Source organism: Paenibacillus dendritiformis (assembly GCF_015845845.1).
Classification (GTDB): domain Bacteria; phylum Bacillota; class Bacilli; order Paenibacillales; family Paenibacillaceae; genus Paenibacillus_B; species Paenibacillus_B dendritiformis_C.
Map to the genome: position 1 here is coordinate 1 of NZ_LDIG01000075.1, position 16,304 is coordinate 16,304.

The 16,304-nt window shown below is 59.6% G+C and carries 9 protein-coding genes and 1 pseudogene; 5 read left to right on the forward strand and 5 right to left on the reverse strand.

Annotated elements, in window-relative coordinates:
• Positions 1-292 precede the first annotated feature (292 nt).
• From ABD76_RS04510 to gap, 3 genes and pseudogenes are all read right to left on the reverse strand, one after another.
• Positions 293-472, reverse strand: a pseudogene (locus tag ABD76_RS04510) (IS5/IS1182 family transposase); the annotation flags it as partial.
• Positions 473-946: 474 nt separating this feature from the next.
• Complete coding sequence (gene ppdK, locus ABD76_RS04515; RefSeq protein WP_197254601.1) at positions 947-3,625, reverse strand: pyruvate, phosphate dikinase; 2,679 nt, start codon at positions 3,623-3,625, stop codon at positions 947-949.
• A gap of 136 nt (positions 3,626-3,761) precedes the next feature.
• Positions 3,762-4,802 carry a type I glyceraldehyde-3-phosphate dehydrogenase gene (gene gap / locus ABD76_RS04520; protein ID WP_197254605.1) on the reverse strand — a complete coding sequence of 347 codons (1,041 nt, stop codon included), beginning with the start codon at positions 4,800-4,802 and terminating at the stop codon, positions 3,762-3,764.
• A 729-nt stretch (positions 4,803-5,531) separates the two neighbouring features.
• Between gap and pheS the strand changes: the two genes are divergently transcribed.
• The 4 genes from pheS (at position 5,532) to ABD76_RS04540 (ending at position 12,821) form a co-directional block, all read left to right on the forward strand.
• A complete protein-coding gene (gene pheS, locus ABD76_RS04525) occupies positions 5,532-6,566 on the forward strand; it encodes a phenylalanine--tRNA ligase subunit alpha (RefSeq protein WP_197254606.1) in 1,035 nt (344 codons plus the stop codon).
• A 42-nt stretch (positions 6,567-6,608) separates the two neighbouring features.
• Positions 6,609-9,047, forward strand: a complete 2,439-nt coding sequence (pheT, locus tag ABD76_RS04530) for a phenylalanine--tRNA ligase subunit beta (protein WP_197254608.1) — start codon at positions 6,609-6,611, stop codon at positions 9,045-9,047.
• Between the two features lie 285 nt (positions 9,048-9,332).
• Positions 9,333-12,155: a cell division protein ZapA gene (gene zapA, locus ABD76_RS04535; protein WP_197254610.1), complete on the forward strand. Its 2,823-nt coding sequence runs from the start codon at positions 9,333-9,335 to the stop codon at positions 12,153-12,155.
• 54 nt (positions 12,156-12,209) lie between these two features.
• A complete protein-coding gene (locus tag ABD76_RS04540; protein ID WP_197254612.1) occupies positions 12,210-12,821 on the forward strand; it encodes a CvpA family protein in 612 nt (203 codons plus the stop codon).
• Positions 12,822-12,930: 109 nt separating this feature from the next.
• Here ABD76_RS04540 and ABD76_RS04545 read toward each other — a convergent pair whose 3' ends face one another.
• Both ABD76_RS04545 and ABD76_RS04550 read right to left on the reverse strand, forming a co-directional pair.
• Positions 12,931-13,302, reverse strand: a complete 372-nt coding sequence (locus ABD76_RS04545; RefSeq protein WP_242069360.1) for a cupredoxin domain-containing protein — start codon at positions 13,300-13,302, stop codon at positions 12,931-12,933.
• Between the two features lie 138 nt (positions 13,303-13,440).
• Complete coding sequence (locus ABD76_RS04550; RefSeq protein WP_197254614.1) at positions 13,441-13,794, reverse strand: phage holin family protein; 354 nt, start codon at positions 13,792-13,794, stop codon at positions 13,441-13,443.
• Between the two features lie 150 nt (positions 13,795-13,944).
• Here ABD76_RS04550 and ABD76_RS04555 point away from each other — a divergent pair, with 150 nt between their 5' ends.
• Positions 13,945-16,302, forward strand: coding sequence for an endonuclease MutS2 (locus ABD76_RS04555; protein WP_197254616.1), 2,358 nt, complete (start codon positions 13,945-13,947; stop codon positions 16,300-16,302).
• Positions 16,303-16,304 lie beyond the last annotated feature (2 nt).

Below are 16,304 nucleotides of genomic sequence, written 5' to 3' on the forward strand. Positions count from 1 at the left end.
TGTGCCTCTACAAACAAGAGTGTCGAAGCGCCGACAAACAACTTTTGGGCTCGGTAATCCAATGACTCATCTCTAGTGGAATTCACATGTAACCACTTTAGGCATTGACAAATGACGTTTTGATTCGGTACGTTATCCATAGGAATCTCCTTTGTTGAGGCGTTTTATGGATAACGCTGAGGGTAACTCAACAATAGGAGATTTCTTTATTTTTGTCCACGAATATAGTTCAATAAGTTACAAATATAGAGAATTATAGGGTGAAAATTTTCGTAAAAAGATTGATGCAACGCTAGTGCAGGACAGGACGAATCTCTCGTTCTTGCAGCGTTTTGCAAATAGCTGGCGTCTTGCAGCCTGCATCCGTTGCAACCGCTTGTGTAGCCGGAACCAGACTATCAGCCTCTTCGAGAACATCTTCGAAGACTTGGCTGTGATGAAACTTTCCAGGTGTTACTTTAACCCCGAGTACAAACCCGTTTCGACAGAGGCAGAAACTGCAATAATCCCGCCGCTCTAGTCATCCCACTCCACTGAAGCTGCATTTCTCCCGCCACTCTAGTCACCTGCTCCACCAATACTGCAAAAATGCAGCAATTTCATTGACACGAGCTTGCGAAAATAAGATTGCTGCAAAAATACAGCAATTACCACACGGCAAGGCATAAGTAGCGTTCAAAATGGCGAAATAATGTAATTTTGCAGGATTTTCTCGGAATTTAGCCTCTTGAGGTTAAAAATGCTGCGCCTGTGCAGGAATTTCATACGGGAAGTAGCTTGCTTCATGCGCAGACCATCTAGCTTCACGCAGGGACCAGCTTGCGCCCTAACCTAACCTAACCTGTCCTGCCTTCCCCGGCCCCGCCCTTCCTAAGAAAAAAAGACTGTCGACAGGCTTTGTCGACAGTCCGAAACGCCCGCGCAAGCGGGCGCTTCTCTCTATGGGTTACACCGATATCGAATGCAGGGAAGCTTTGTTCCGGCTTCCGTGCAGCAGCTTCGCCTGGGCGGCGGCGATGCGGGCGAGCGGGACGCGGAACGTCGAGCAGCTTACATAATCGAGCCCCGTCGCATGGCAGAACAGGATCGAGTCGCGCTCGCCGCCGTGCTCGCCGCAGATGCCGGTTTTGAGCTGCGGATTGGCGGCAAGGCCGCGCTCCACGGCCAGCTCAATCAACTGGCCGACGCCGGACGTGTCGAGCACCTGGAACGGGTTCGACGCCAGCACGCGGCGGTCGACATAGTGGGCCAGGAACTTGCCCTCGGCATCGTCGCGGCTGCAGCCGAACGTCATCTGCGTCAGATCGTTCGTGCCGAACGAGAAGAAGTCGGCATGCTCCGCAATCTGGCCCGCCGTCAGCGCCGCGCGCGGCACCTCGATCATCGTGCCGATGCGGTACGCGCAGCTGCGCCGCTCCGGACCGAGCACCCGCTCCGCCGTGCGCTCGATCAGCTCGCGCAGCAGCTTCAGCTCGGCGGCGTGGCCGATAAGCGGCACCATGATGTCCGGCTGCACGCGCACGCCTTTGCGCAGCATGCGGGAAGCGGCGAGGAAGAGCGCCTCTGCTTGCATCTCATAAATTTCCGGGAACAGAATGCCGAGTCGGCAGCCGCGCTGGCCGAGCATCGGGTTCAGCTCATGCAGCGAACGCACCTTGGCGATCAGGCGCTCCAGTTCCTTCCGCTCGCGGGCGCTTCCCGCTCCGGTCGCTGTCCACTCGGTCTGCCGGACGACAAGCTCCTCCAGATTCGGCAGGAACTCATGGAGCGGGGGATCCAGCAGCCGAATCGTGACCGTATAACCGTCCATCGCCTCGAAAATGCCCTCAAAGTCCTCCTGCTGCAGCGGCAGCAGCCGCGCGAGCGCCTTCCGGCGCTCCGCCTCCGATTCGGCCAGAATCATCTCCTGGACGATGCGCAGCCGATCCGCGGACATGAACATGTGCTCCGTCCGGCAGAGGCCGATGCCTTCGGCCCCGAGCGCCCGCGCCTTCGCGGCATCCGCGGGTGTATCCGCGTTCGCATAGACGCCCAGCTCGCGTTCGCGGTCGGCCCATTCCAGCAGCTGCTGGAACTCATCCGACATCTCCGCGTCGACGACCGGCACGCCTCCGGCGATGACGCGCCCGGTCGCGCCGTCGATCGACAGCAGGTCGCCTTCGCGGAACGTGCGCCCGCCGAGCGCGATGCGCTTCCGGGCGAAGTCAAAGCTGACGTCCTCGCAGCCTGTAACGCAGGGTTTCCCCATACTGCGGGCGACAACGGCCGCGTGGCTCGTCATGCCGCCCCGGCTCGTCAGCACGCCTTCCGCCGCGAGCACGCCGTGAATGTCCTCCGGCGTCGTCTCCGGCCGGACGAGAATGACGCGCTCGCCGGCAGCGGCCATCCGCTCCGCCTCGTCCGCGTCGAGCACGATGCGGCCGGAAGCGGCTCCCGGCGAGGCGGGCAGGCCGGTCGCCACGGTGTCGATCGCGGCATCGGGCGCAATGGACGGGTGCAGCAGATGCTCCAGCTGCGCGACATCCATTCGCAGCAAGGCTTCCTGCGCCGTGATCAGCCCTTCCTGCACGAGCGCGACCGCGATGGCGACGGCCGCTTGCGCCGTTCGCTTGCCGGCCCGCGTCTGCAGGATGAACAGCTTGCCGCGCTCGACCGTGAACTCGATATCCTGCATGTCGCGGTAATGGCGCTCCAGCTGGCCGGCGGCTTCGACAAGCTGCCGGTACAGATCCGGCATTTCCTCCGCCATCTTGGCGATCGGCTGCGGCGTCCGGGTGCCGGCGACGACGTCCTCCCCCTGGGCATCGGTCAAATACTCGCCGAACAGCAGCTTCTCGCCCGTCGACGGATGGCGGGTGAACAGCACGCCCGTCCCGCTGTCCGCGCCGCGGTTGCCGAATACCATAGACTGGATGTTGACGGCCGTGCCCTCGTCATCGGAGAGCTGGTGCAGCTTGCGGTACACCTGCGCGCGGTGATTGTTCCAGCTGCGGAACACGGCCTCGATGGCCAGCCGCAGCTGGACATGCACGTCCTGCGGGAACGGCGCCCCGGCATCCTCCTCCAAATATTGCTTATACCGCCGGACAACCTCGCGCAGGCCGTCGGCGGAGAGAGCCTGGTCCGTCTGCGCGCCGCTATGCGCCTTGACTTCGGCGAGGATGCGCTCGAACTCGCCCGAGTCGACGCCGGACACGACATTGCCGAACATATGAATGAGGCGGCGGTAGCAATCATAAGCGAAGCGCTCGTCGCCTGTGGCTGATACGAGGCCTTGAACGGTCTCATCATTCAGTCCGAGATTGAGAATCGTATCCATCATGCCGGGCATGGAATGCACGGAACCGGAGCGGACGGAGACGAGAAGCGGATCATGGGCGTCCCCGAATCGCTGGCCGCGCATCAGCTCGACGGCCTGCAGAGCGGAACGTACCTCATCCATCAGGCCGTCCGGCAGCCGGTTCTGCGCGTAGTAGGATCGGCACGCTTCCGTCGTAATGGTGAAGCCCGGCGGCACGGGCAGCCCGATGCGCGTCATCTCCGCGAGATTGGCTCCCTTTCCTCCCAACAGCGCTTTCATGCCGGCATCGCCATGCCGGAAGTGACAGATCCAATTCGGCTTCATTCTGATTCGCCCCCGATTTTATCGATTTTGGAACAGACGGCGCAGTCATCGCACCGGTGATAGTACACGATCACTTTCTCTGTATCGATTTCCTCCAAAAGGGTACTGCAGCGTTCGCATAGAATAGCGCCCAGCATTACCGGGCAGCTGCCGTTTTGCATGAGCCTTTCACTCCCTCCAGCGCAACGTGACGGGTCAAGTCGACGACCCGGGCCGCGTAGGCCCATTCGTTGTCATACCAGGCGAGAAGCTTAATGTGGCGATCATGGGCGATAAGCGACATCCCGTCGACGACGGCCGATTTGTCGTTGCCGATGAAGTCGGTGGAGACGAGCGGCTCGTCGCACCATTCGAGATAACGATCATGTCCGTCGCGAATCGCATGCAGGAAGGCGAGCCGGACATCGTCCGCGGTCACGGAAGTTTTCACTTCGGCCGTCAAGTCCACGAGCGAGACGTCCGGCGTCGGCACGCGCACCGAGATGCCTTGCACCGAGTTCGCCAGATGCGGCAGAATGCCGGCCAGCGCCTTGCCTACGCCGGTGGTCGTCGGGACGATGGACTGCGTGCATGCCCGCGCGCGGCGCAAATCTTTATGCGGATTATCGAGATGCTTCTGATCATTGGTGTAGGAATGAATGGTGGTCATCCAGCCGGATGCGACGCCGAACGAGCGATCGAGCAGATGAAGCAGCGGCGCGAGACAGTTTGTCGTGCAGGATGCGGCCGAGACAAGATGATGGCTTTTATCGTCGTACATATGCTCGTTGACGCCCATCACGATCGTCAGGTCGAGGTCTTTGCCTGGGGCGGTGATGACGACTTTCTCCGCGCCGGCTTCGATATGTTTGGAAGCGCCCGGGCGATCCGTGAATTTGCCGGTTGCATCGATGACGGTATGAATGCCGAGCGACTGCCAGGGCAGCCGGGCCGGATCGGCTTCTGCGACGACCTGAATGGGCGTATCATTAATAAGGAGCGTATTGCCTTCAGCGGCGATGTTCGCGTTCCATTTTCCGTGAATGGAATCGTACTTGAGCAGATGCGCGATGGTGGCGGCGGGATAAAGAGTGTTCACGGCCCGGATGGCGAACGGCGAATGCGCTTCATCCATAGCGCGGCGCAGCACGAGACGGCCGATGCGGCCCATGCCGTTGATGGCAACAGGTAAAGCCATTGTCGAATTCCTCCTTCAGAGTGGATCCATAATTGGTTTGTTTTTCATGATACAGTATATCACAATAAATAAATGATGTGTAATATATAATCGCATATTTTTAATATAATACGTCATAATAAAAATGGGGCGTTCTTTTTCTACATCCTGCGGGCAAAAATGGCGTGCTGAAAAAAATAGCAGTCTGACGGCTCGGAGAGCGGGGAGAAGAGGGGAAAATAGCTATAATATCCTGTTTCTCGACGGTCCGGAATCAATCAGATATCGAACGCGATGAACTCCGCGAATTAGACTTGCAAAACAGCGGCGAGTTGACTATAATACTTGAAATGTAACAAGTTGACTATACTCAACAGCATTGGTTTTAATCTAACGCATACGTATCCATGCAACTGCCAAGATGGAGACAAGTACGCAGCACCGCTTCCCAGGGAGGATGCGCCAGCGATTGAGAGCGCGTCTGAAGACATGGACTGCCGAAATTCACTCCGGAGCAGGGCCTTGAACGGCAGGCACCGCCTGTGCCAGTAGGGGCTCCCGGCGAACGACCCGTTACCGTCGTATCAAGTGAGACAGCTCGCGGCCTCGGCTATGCCGAAGCGCGTGATGTCTAATAAGGGTGGTACCGCGGCCTTCTCGTCCCTTGAGACAGAGAAGGCTTTTTTGTTTTGAGAGGTTGTTCTTTTTGAACACGTAATTGAACTGGAAAACCAAAGGGAGGTTGACACTATGAAAGAGCGTTTGCAGGCGTTGCGCGCCGAAGCGCTGGAGAAGCTGCAGCAAGTGAAGGATGCGAACAACTTGAACGAGCTGCGCGTCAAATTTCTTGGCAAAAAAGGGGCGCTTACTGAAATATTGCGCGGCATGGGCGGTCTGAGCGCGGAAGAGCGTCCGCTGATCGGCCAGGTGGCGAACGAGGTGCGCGGAGCCATCGAGCAATTTATCGAAGAGAAGCAGGCCGCATTCCAGCGCGAGGAGACGGAACGGCGCCTTCAGGCGGAGACGATTGACGTGACGCTGCCGGGCCGCCCGATGGCCCAGGGAGCGGTACATCCGCTGCAAAAGGTCATTCAGGAGATTGAAGACATTTTCATCGGCATGGGTTATACGGTAGCGGAAGGACCGGAGGTCGAGCATGATTACTATAACTTCGAGGCGCTGAACCTGCCGAAGGATCACCCGGCCCGCGATATGCAGGATTCCTTCTACATTACGGAGGAGCTGCTGATGCGGACGCAGACATCGCCGGTTCAGGTGCGCACGATGGAGAAGATGAAGGGCGGGGTGCCGGTCAAAATCATTTGCCCGGGCCGGGTATACCGCCGCGATGACGACGATGCGACGCATTCGTTCATGTTCCATCAGATCGAGGGCCTTGTGATCGGCGAAAATATCCGGATGAGCGATCTGAAGGGCACGCTCCTTCAGTTCTCGCGCGAAATGTTCGGTCCGCATATGCAGATCCGGCTCCGTCCGAGCTTCTTCCCGTTCACGGAGCCAAGCACGGAGATCGATGTCACTTGCGTGAAATGCGGCGGCAGCGGCTGCCGCATCTGCAAGCAGACCGGCTGGATCGAGATTTTGGGAGCAGGGATGGTTCATCCGCGCGTGTTGGAGATGAGCGGCTACGATCCGGAGAAGTACACCGGATTCGCGTTCGGCATGGGCGTAGAACGGATTGCGATGCTCAAGTACGGAGTGGATGATATCCGCCATTTCTATACGAATGACCTGCGGTTCTTGCAGCAATTTGCTCGCATGTAAGCCGGAAGGGACTACTTCTCACAGGAAAGGAAGCGAACGGCCATGAATGTATCCTACCAATGGTTATCCGAATATATCGATCTGTCCGGCGTGACCGCCGAGGAATTGGCGGCGCGGATGACGGAAGCCGGCATCGAGATTGATGTCATCGAAAATCGCAACAAAGGAGTAAGCGGCGTCGTTGTCGGTTACGTGCAATCCAAGGAGAAGCATCCGGACGCGGACAAGCTCAATGTCTGCCAGGTGGATGCCGGAACAGGCGAAGTGCTGCAGATCGTATGCGGGGCCAAAAATGTGGACGCCGGCCAAAAGGTGCCTGTCGCGCTGATCGGGACGGTCATGCCGGGCGGCATGAAGATCAAGAAGGCAAAGCTGCGCGGCGTCGAGTCGCAGGGCATGATCTGCTCGGCGAAGGAGCTGGGCATGAACGACAAGCTGCTGCCGAAGGAAATGCAGGAAGGGATCCTCGTCCTGCCGGAGAGCACCGAAGTCGGAACGCCGATCGCGGATGTGCTCGGTCTGAACGACCATGTGCTGGAGCTGGATCTGACGCCGAACCGCTCGGATTGCCTCAGTATGCTGGGCGTGGCGTATGAGACGTCTGCTCTCCTTGAGCGCCCGCTTCGCCTGCCGGAGACCCAGGTCCAGGAGGACGCTACGCAGGCATCGGATGCGATCCGCGTCAGCATCAGCGCAGCCGACGGATGCACTCATTATGCGGCCCGCTATATCCGCAATGTGACGATTCAGCCATCCCCGCTGTGGCTGCAGAACCGGCTGTTGGCGGCGGGCGTGCGTCCGATCAACAATATCGTGGACGTGACGAATTTCGTCATGCTGGAATACGGTCAGCCGTTGCATGCGTTCGATGCTGACCGGTTGAACGAAGGCACGATCGACGTCCGCTACGCGCGCGATGGCGAGACCCTCGTGACGCTGGACGGGCAGGAGCGGAAGCTGGAGCCGCATATGCTCCTCATTACGGACGGATCGAAGCCGATCGGGCTTGCGGGCGTGATGGGCGGAGAAAATTCGGAGGTAACGGAGCGGACGGCCAACATTTTGCTGGAATCCGCCCATTTCGCGGGGAGCGTCGTGCGCAGAACGTCCCGTCAGCTCGGACTTCGCTCCGAAGCGTCGCTCCGCTTCGAAAAGGAAGCGAACCCGGAAGCGGTCATCCCGGCCTTGAACCGCGCGGCCGAATTGATTCGCCAATTGGCGAACGGCACGGTCTCCGCAGGCATCGTTGAAGAGATCAAGCGGCGTCATGAGCGCCCTGTCGTCACGCTTACGCTCGGCAATACGAACCGTCTGCTCGGCACCTCCCTCCACCCGCATGAAGTGAAGACGATTCTGGACCGGCTCGGCCTCGAATCGGAACCGTCCGGCGACGCATTCCAGGTGACGGTTCCGGGCCGGCGCGGCGATATTACGCGCGAAGTCGATCTGATTGAGGAGGTTGCCCGCATTTACGGCTATAACCGGATTCCGACGACGGCGATCGAAGGCGTGACGACGCCGGGCCATCTGACGAAGCCGCAGCGAATCCGCCGCGCTATCCGCCAACTGCTGACGGACAACGGCCTGCATGAGACCGTCACGTACTCATTCACGCATCCGGCGGAAGCGAAGCTGTTCCCTGCGGTGGCGGCGGATGCCGTTCCGGTCAAGCTGCTTATGCCGATGAGCGAGGAACGCAGCGTGCTCCGCACGAGCCTGCTGCCGAGCATGCTCGATGTCGCGGCGTACAACCGGAACCGCAAATCGGACAACATTCAGATTTTTGAATTGGGCAGCTTGTACATGACGCCGCAGGAAGCGCTGACGGAGATTCCTCAGGAGGAGCCGGTGCTTGGCCTGCTGTTGGCGGGCGCGCGCCGGGCGCCGCAATGGAATATCGCGGCGGAAGCCGTCGATTTCTATGATGTGAAGGGGATTGTCGACAGCTTGGCGGCGTATTTCGGCCTTGAGGGACAGATCCGCTATGAGGCGAACCGCCCGCAAGGCTTGCACCCAGGCCGTTCGGCGACGATGTATCTCCAGGCGAACGGGGAAGAGCAGCGGCTCGGCATCATCGGCCAATTGCATCCGGAGGTGCAGCGGGAGAAGGATCTGGGCGACACCTATGTCGCGGAAATTCATCTGAAGCCGTTGATTGAAGCGGCTTCCGCCGAAATCGTCTACAAGACGCTTCCTCGCTTCCCGGCTGTCGATCGCGACATCGCGATCGTCGTCGATCGCGGCGCGGCGGTCGGCGAGCTCGTGCAGACGGCGAAGGACGCGGCGGGAGAATGGCTGGAATCGGTCCGCGTATTCGATGTCTATACCGGGGATCGGATTGCGCCGGACAAGAAGAGCGTGGCGATCTCGTTCACGTACCGCCATCCGGAACGGACATTGACCGACGAAGAGATTACGGAGATTCACGGACGTGTCGTATCCGCGCTGGAAGCCGGATTCGAAGCGGAGCTCCGCAAATAGAACGACATGAAGGAAGCGGATTGCCGTCCCTCTGGGCTAATGGGGGAGCGGGCAGTCCGCTTTTCTATCATCAATTCGCAGCAACGCTTTCCTCTCGCGGAGAGGCCGAAGCGTTGCTGCCTGCTTCAACGCTCTTTTTCGCAAGGAAAACAAGACATTTCTACAGAGACCGAGAAGGAAATAATGCTTGTCATGCCGAACCTAATAGGGAAGGAAGTATAGATATTGTCAGCGCTTGGCAGCATCAGGAAGCCAGGGCGACATGAAGGCAAGGAGGACGCTAGGATGACCACTCCGGACAATAAGCATCGGGTTACGGTTGACATATATGGAACGCAGTATAAATTGGTAGGAACGACAAGCAAGGAATACATGAGAAACATCGCCGCCATGGTAGACGAGCGCATGCGCACTATCTCGGACGTCAATTCCAGATTGGACACGACGCGCATCGCCGTCCTTGCGGCCGTGCATATTGCGGAAGAAGTGCAGAAAATAAAGGATGACCATGCGCGGATGAGCCAATCTCTGCAGGAGCAGGAACAGGCCGGCCTGGAGCTGACCCGGGAGCTGGAACGGGTGAAGTCGCAATCGGTACGGGCGCTTGAGGATCTTCGGAAGGAGACGGGAGCGCAGATTAAGGAGCTCCAGCAGGCGCTGACGGCCGAGAAGGAGAACACCGAGAAGCAGACGGCGGGTTTGCGCGCGGAGACGGCCAAGCTGAAGGAGTCGAATCGGCAGCTGTCGGAACAGAAAAAGCAGGCCGATGAACGCCTTCACAAGCTGAGCCAGCAGTTGAAGGAAGCGGATCGCAGCGTGCAGTCCGCGGCGGCCCGCGAACAAGAGGCGAAGCGCAAGCTGCAGGAGCTGGAAGGCAAGTGGAAGCAGGCGGTGGCGGAGAAGGAGCAAGCCGCCGCGAAGCACGAACAGCAGATGAAGCAGAAGCTGTCCGAACAGGAGAAGACCTGGAACGAGAAGCTTGCCGCTCAGGCGAAAAGCTGGCAGGCCAAGCTGGAAGCCGGCGAGAAAGAATGGAGCGGGAAGCTGGCTGCCCGGGAGGCGGAATGGAAAGAGAAGATCGCGGCGGCAGAGCAGTTGGCCGAGGAGACAGCGACGATCTGGGAGGAACAGCTTGCCGAGCAGACCGCCGCTTGGGAAGGCCAATTGGCGGCACAGGCAGCGGAAGCGGAAGAACGGGCGCGCCAGCTTGAAGAACAGGCGCAGCAGCAGCTCGCCGAACAGGCGCGGCTGCATGATGAGGAATTGAAGCGTCGCTTGAGCGAGCTGACGGAGCAATATGAGGCTGCCCAAGAGGAAGTGCGTCAGGAGGCGGCAGTCGAGCGCCAGCAGCTTGAGCGCAGCTTCCATGAACGGATGGAAAAGATGAAGGAGCAGCAGCAGGAACAGTTGGCCGCGCTTAAGTCGGCGCATGCGCTCCAATTGAAGCAAGCCCAGGAGAACCTGGAGGCGGAACGCGAAGCTTGGGCCGAGCAGCACGCCGCCTCGCTGGAGCAGGCGAAGCGCGAAGCGGAGGAACAGGCGGCCGCCGAACTGGAGAAGCTCCGGGCGGAAATCGGGCGCCTGCAATCTGCGCATGAGGCCGAGCGCGAGCAATGGCTTGAAGCGCATCAAGAGGAGCTGGAGCAGACCATCGGCGAATGGCAGGACAAGCTGACTCGTCTTCAAGCGGCTCATGCGGAGGAGCTGGAGAAGGTGCACAATCGCCATGCCGAAGATGTGGATGCGATGACAAGCCTGCAGCTCGAAGCGGAGGAAAAGCATGCGCAGGCGCTGGCCGAGGAGAGAGCGCTGCGCGAAGCGGCGGAAGCGAAAATGACCGAGGCCGCGGAGGAGCATGCCAAGGCGCTGGCCGAGGAGAGAGCGCTGCGCGAAGCGGCGGAAGCAAAAGTGATCGAGGCCGCGGAGGAGCATGCGGAAGCATTGGCCGAGGAACAGGCCCTCCGCGAGGAAGGGGATGCGAAGCTGGCGCAAGCGGCGGCACGCATCCAGCAGTTGGAGGGCCGCCTGAGCCGGGCGGAAGAGCTGGATCGCGCCCGTCAGGTAGAGATGGAGCGCCTGATGCGGGTTCGCGACGAGGCCCATGCGAATGCGGCCGAGCTGCAGCAGTCGCTCTCCGACGCGATGGAGATGCTGCAGCAGGCGGAAGATCGCGAACGCGAACTGCTGGAGCAGGCGGAGGAGCGCGAGGCGCAGCTCGAAGCGTGGCGGAAGCAGGCGGCCGAAGAGCGGGACGCGGAGCTCGCGAGCTGCAAGCGGGAGCTGGAGGAGCGGTTCCAGGCCGAGCGGGACGCGTGGCGTTCCCAGAGCGAGCAGGCCATCGCCGCTTTGCGGGAGCAGCATGAAGCGGAGCGCAGCGCATGGCGTGCGAAGGAAGCGCAGGAGCAGCAGACCTACGATGAGCTGATCGCCGAGCTGGAAGAGAAGAACCGTCAGCTTGAAGCGGAGGCGCTCAATTGGAAAGCGGCTGCCGAGACCGTGCAGGAAGCGCAGCAGGAGGCTGCCGCAGCGGTCGAAACGGCCCAGCGCGAGCTGTTGGAAGCGCGGGAGCGGACTGCCCAGTGGGAAGCGGAATGCGGCCGTCTGGAGGCGGAATGGCAGGACAAGCTGCAAGCCCGCGAAGCCCACTGGCAGGAGCTGGAGCAGAAGTGGGAGCAGCGCGAGCGGCAGTGGCAGGAGCATTTCGAGCAATTCCAGGCTCGGGAGCAAGAATGGAAACGGACCGAAGCCGCTTGGCAGGCTCAGGCCGACGAGTGGGCGGAGCAGGAGCAAGATTGGTCCTTGGCGTTCAAGGCCTGGAACGAAGAACGGGATGAACTGCAGCGGCGGCTGAGAGAAGCGGAAGCCGAGCTGCGCAGCCTGCAGGCGGCCGAACAGAGCGGCCAGGAGCAGCTTGAGGAGCTGAAGCAGATTCAGGAGCAGTTCGAAGTGCTGTCCCATCAATTCCGGCTGTCGCAGGTGGAACGCGATATGGAGCGGCAGCAGGCCAAGGAGACGGAGGAGGCTTATCTTCGACTGAAGGACGAATACCAGAAGCTGCAGAGCGAGTTCAATGAGTGGCTGGAATTGATAGAGCAGGACGCTAATTAATAGTGATGTTCAAAAAGCGGCCTTTTTGAGCACATACGGATAAAGGAAGCAAATATGGATATAGACATCTTGGAATTTTTGGATAGACTGTGGAGCGACATCGCGAATGCTTTCGCCGCCTGGAACGGGCTGGATTATGCACTGGCGGCGGCAGCGGCGGCATCGGTGGCATGGGGAGCATGGCGGGGCATGAAATCCCAGATTTTGTCCCTCATTGGATGCATCGTGTCGTTCATTGTCGCCTCGCGGTATTACGAAGATTTCGTGCCTTGGGTGCGCCGGCGGCTGTTCACTCCCGATTCCGGGAGCCGCGCAGGAACAGGAGGGACAGCAACGTCCCTTTCCCCGGCCTTGATGGACACGGTGCATGCGGTTGTCGCGTTCATTCTGCTGTTCACCTTCGCGATGGCGGGGCTATGGCTCATCCGGTTCGCGATTCAGAAGCTGACCGCGGGGAAGCCGGTGCGCGCCGTGGATCGGCTGGTCGGCGCCCTCTTGGGATTGGTGCAATTCGCTTTTCTATGGTGTATCTTGTACGTGATGCTCCGGGCTTGGCCGGCGGGCGCGATTCGCGATTGGGCGGCAGCATCCGTCTGGATGGAATGGACCGGGGCATGGATTCCGGATGCGATGGCGCAGGCCGTCACGTGGGCGCAATGGCTGTAATTGGGCGCGTGCATCCGGCTCTGATCGAAGCGGGCGCGCCGCATGCAAAAGCCGCCGTCTCCCCGAAGGGCAGGACGGCGGCCTCTGTCTGCCTGGCGCGGCCCGTGCGTTAATCAACAATCAGCTTGGCGCGCATGTCCTTGTGGCCCGGCCCGCACATGATGGTGCAGAAGAATTCATAAGTACCCGGCTTGTCGGGCGTGATGACTTGCTCGGTCTGGTTCGGGTCCAGCTTCAGGCCGAGTTCCTTCACTTCAAGGCCGTGATTGCCCTTCGCCTCCAAAATGATGCGAACGGACTCGCCCGCCTTGATATGATATTCCGGCTGATCGAATTGGTAGTTGGTCGCTGTGATGACCAATTCGGCATCCGCGGCTTCCCTTGAGGCCGCTGGTGTATCCGCTTGCGTTCCGCCGCATGCGGCCAGCCCAAGGCTAAGCAAAATGGCGGCTCCTATCGTCCATGGCCTGCTTCGTCTCATGCTCATCCCCCTTATCAGTCCAGTGTAGCGGATGAATTGGCGGATTGCCAAGCCTCTGCGGACAAGGTGTTCCGTCAATACCGGCCTGCCGGCTGACGAGGGGGAGAGTATGGACTTGGAAAAGGATTACAGTCCGGGTTACGATTCTTTACCGGCTTCGAATGGAGACGCGATCGGGATGAACAGGTCGATCAACCCGATTACGAGCGCGGCAAGAATGGCGCCCAGAATGCTAACCGATACGCCGCCGACGAAAAATTGGGCTACATATATGACCAAGGCGCTGGCCAGAAAGCCGACAATTCCGCGTCCGAACGGCGTGACTTTTTTGCCGAAGATGCCTTCGACAATCCAGCCGATCAATGCGATTACCAAGGCCAGGATCAGGGCACTCCAGAAGCCGCCTACGGAAAACGCCGGCACAATCCAGCCCGTGACCATCAATACAATTGCCGCGACGATAAATCGAACGACATGGCCGAGAAAATTCATGGACTTTCCTCCTTACTCGTTTGAAAGGGTGTAGGTTGTGCAACAATTAGTGTAACCTTTTCCTCGATAAACATTAGTGGCAGGTTCAGACATCATAGCTATCAAAAATGAGTTTCGTTATAATGGACACCGAGAGGAGTCGAACTGGTTGTGGATTCAAAAATATTGAATACGATGGATTACCATAAAATACTAGCTTCCCTCGCCAATCATGCGGCGACCGGGCTGGGAGAGCAGGCGGCGCTGAAGCTGAGGCCGAGCTCGGACTTCGAGGAAGTGAAGCGGCGTCTGCAGGCCACCGACGAAGCGATGACGGTCGAGCGCCTGAAGGGCGGACCTCCGCTTGCGGGGGTCAAGGATATTCGGGGAGCGTTGAAGCGGGCGCGGATTCAAGCGATGCTCAGTTCCGCCGAGCTGTGGGATATTTCAACGCTGCTCTTCGCGGCGCGCCGAACGAAGCGCCATATTGCCGCCGTGCATGAGGAAGAAGCGATACCGTTATTGCAGGATCTGGCGGACACGATTAGCGATCAGAAGCAGCTGGAGGAAGATATCCGCCAATGCATCGACGAGCAGGGCGAGATTCTTGACCAGGCCAGCTTCGAGCTGGCGGCCATCCGGCGGGAGCTCCGTATCGGCGAGACGCGGATCCGGGAGAAGCTGGAGGCGATGATACGCTCCTCGAACGCGGCCAAAATGCTGCAGGAGCAGCTGATTACGATCCGCAACGACCGGTACGTAATTCCGGTCAAGCAGGAGTATCGGAGCCATTACGGCGGCATCGTCCATGATCAATCGGGTTCGGGCGCGACGCTGTTCATCGAGCCGGAGGCGATCGTGGCGATGAACAATAAGCTTCGCGAGACCAAGCTGCGGGAGGAGCGGGAGATCGAGCGCATTTTGTCCCGTCTGACCGAGCAGGTCGGCTTGATTGCGGATGTGCTGGAATATGATACCGAAGCAGTGGAGATGCTGGACTTCATGTTCGCCAAGGCCCGCCTTGCGCGCGAAATGAAGGCTTCCCTGCCGCGGATGAATGACCGCGGGTTCCTCAAGCTGCGGAAGGCCCGGCATCCGCTGATCCCGGCCGATCAGGTCGTGCCGATCGACGTCGAATTGGGCAATACCTATACGTCGATTCTGGTCACGGGTCCGAACACCGGAGGAAAGACGGTTACCTTGAAAACAATCGGGCTGTTGAATCTGATGGCGATGTCGGGGCTGTTCATTCCGGCGGAGGATGGAAGCCAGATGTGCGTCTTCGATGCCATCTATGCCGATATTGGCGATGAACAGAGCATTGAGCAGAGCTTGAGCACGTTCTCCAGCCATTTGACCAATATTATTCGCATTTTGCAGCAAATGACGCCGAAGAGCCTCGTGCTGTTGGACGAGGTTGGGGCAGGTACGGACCCGGCCGAAGGGTCTGCCTTGGCGATTGCCATTCTGGAGCATATTCACCGGCTGGGCTGCCGGATGGTCGCGACGACGCACTATAGCGAGCTGAAGGCGTATGCCTATGAGCGCAAAGGCGTCATCAACGCCAGCATGGAGTTCGATGTCCAGACGCTGCGCCCGACCTACCGGCTGCTGGTCGGCGTTCCGGGCCGAAGCAACGCGTTCGCGATTGCGGAGCGGCTTGGGCTGCCGAAGCCGATTATCGATCATGCGCGCGGAGAAGTGACGGAAGAGGATATGCGCGTCGAGACGATGATCGCGTCCCTGGAGGACAACCGGCTGAAGGCGGAGGCGGAGCGGGAGACGGCCTCCAGACTGCGCATGGAGCTGGAAGCGATGCGGCAGAAGCTGGCCCGCGAGCTGGAGAAGCAGGAGGCGGAGCGGGAGAAGCGGCAGCAGCAAGCGGAAGAGAAGGCCCGCGCCATCGTGGACAAGGCCCGCCGCGAAGCCCAGGAGATCATCGCCGAGCTGCGGCAGCTGGCGATGGAAGGAGTTCAGGTCAAGGAGCATATGCTGACGGAAGCGCGGAAGCGGCTGGATGAGGCCGCGCCCGAGGCCAAGCTGGCTGCGAAGCCGAAGCGGGACGCGAAGCCGGTCCGCCGCATTGAAGCGGGGGACGACGTCAGGGTATACAGCTTGAATCAAAAGGGCAGCGTCGTCGAGCTTGTCGGCGAGGAAGCGGTCGTTCAGCTCGGCATCATGAAGATGAAGGTGCCGCTTGACGATCTGGAGCTGCTCTCTTCGGCGAAATCCGCCGCAAAGCCCGTGCAGTCAGGCGCGAATGTAAAGCGGACCCGGGGAGAAACGGTCCGTTCCGAGCTCGATCTGCGGGGGGCCAACCTGGAGGAAGCCTTAATGGAAGTCGACCGCTTCCTCGATGAGGCGCTGCTCGGCAATCTGGGACAGGTCTTTATTATCCACGGAAAAGGAACCGGAATCCTCCGTTCCGGAATTCAGGAATTTTTACGCAAGCACAAGCACGTCAAGAGCTTCCGTCTCGGCAGCTTCGGAGAGGGCGGAACGGGAGTGACCGTAGCTGAGTTGAAGTAAAA

Excerpts from the sequence above, each read along its gene's own strand:
- gap (WP_197254605.1), bottom strand. The coding sequence starts at position 4,802 with ATGGCTTTACCTGTTGCCATCAACGGCATGGGCCGCATCGGCCGTCTC.
- ABD76_RS04540 (WP_197254612.1), top strand. The coding sequence starts at position 12,210 with ATGGATATAGACATCTTGGAATTTTTGGATAGACTGTGGAGCGACATC.
- pheS (WP_197254606.1), top strand. The coding sequence starts at position 5,532 with ATGAAAGAGCGTTTGCAGGCGTTGCGCGCCGAAGCGCTGGAGAAGCTG.
- ABD76_RS04550 (WP_197254614.1), bottom strand. The coding sequence starts at position 13,794 with ATGAATTTTCTCGGCCATGTCGTTCGATTTATCGTCGCGGCAATTGTA.
- pheT (WP_197254608.1), top strand. The coding sequence starts at position 6,609 with ATGAATGTATCCTACCAATGGTTATCCGAATATATCGATCTGTCCGGC.
- zapA (WP_197254610.1), top strand. The coding sequence starts at position 9,333 with ATGACCACTCCGGACAATAAGCATCGGGTTACGGTTGACATATATGGA.
- ppdK (WP_197254601.1), bottom strand. The coding sequence starts at position 3,625 with ATGAAGCCGAATTGGATCTGTCACTTCCGGCATGGCGATGCCGGCATG.
- ABD76_RS04545 (WP_242069360.1), bottom strand. The coding sequence starts at position 13,302 with ATGAGACGAAGCAGGCCATGGACGATAGGAGCCGCCATTTTGCTTAGC.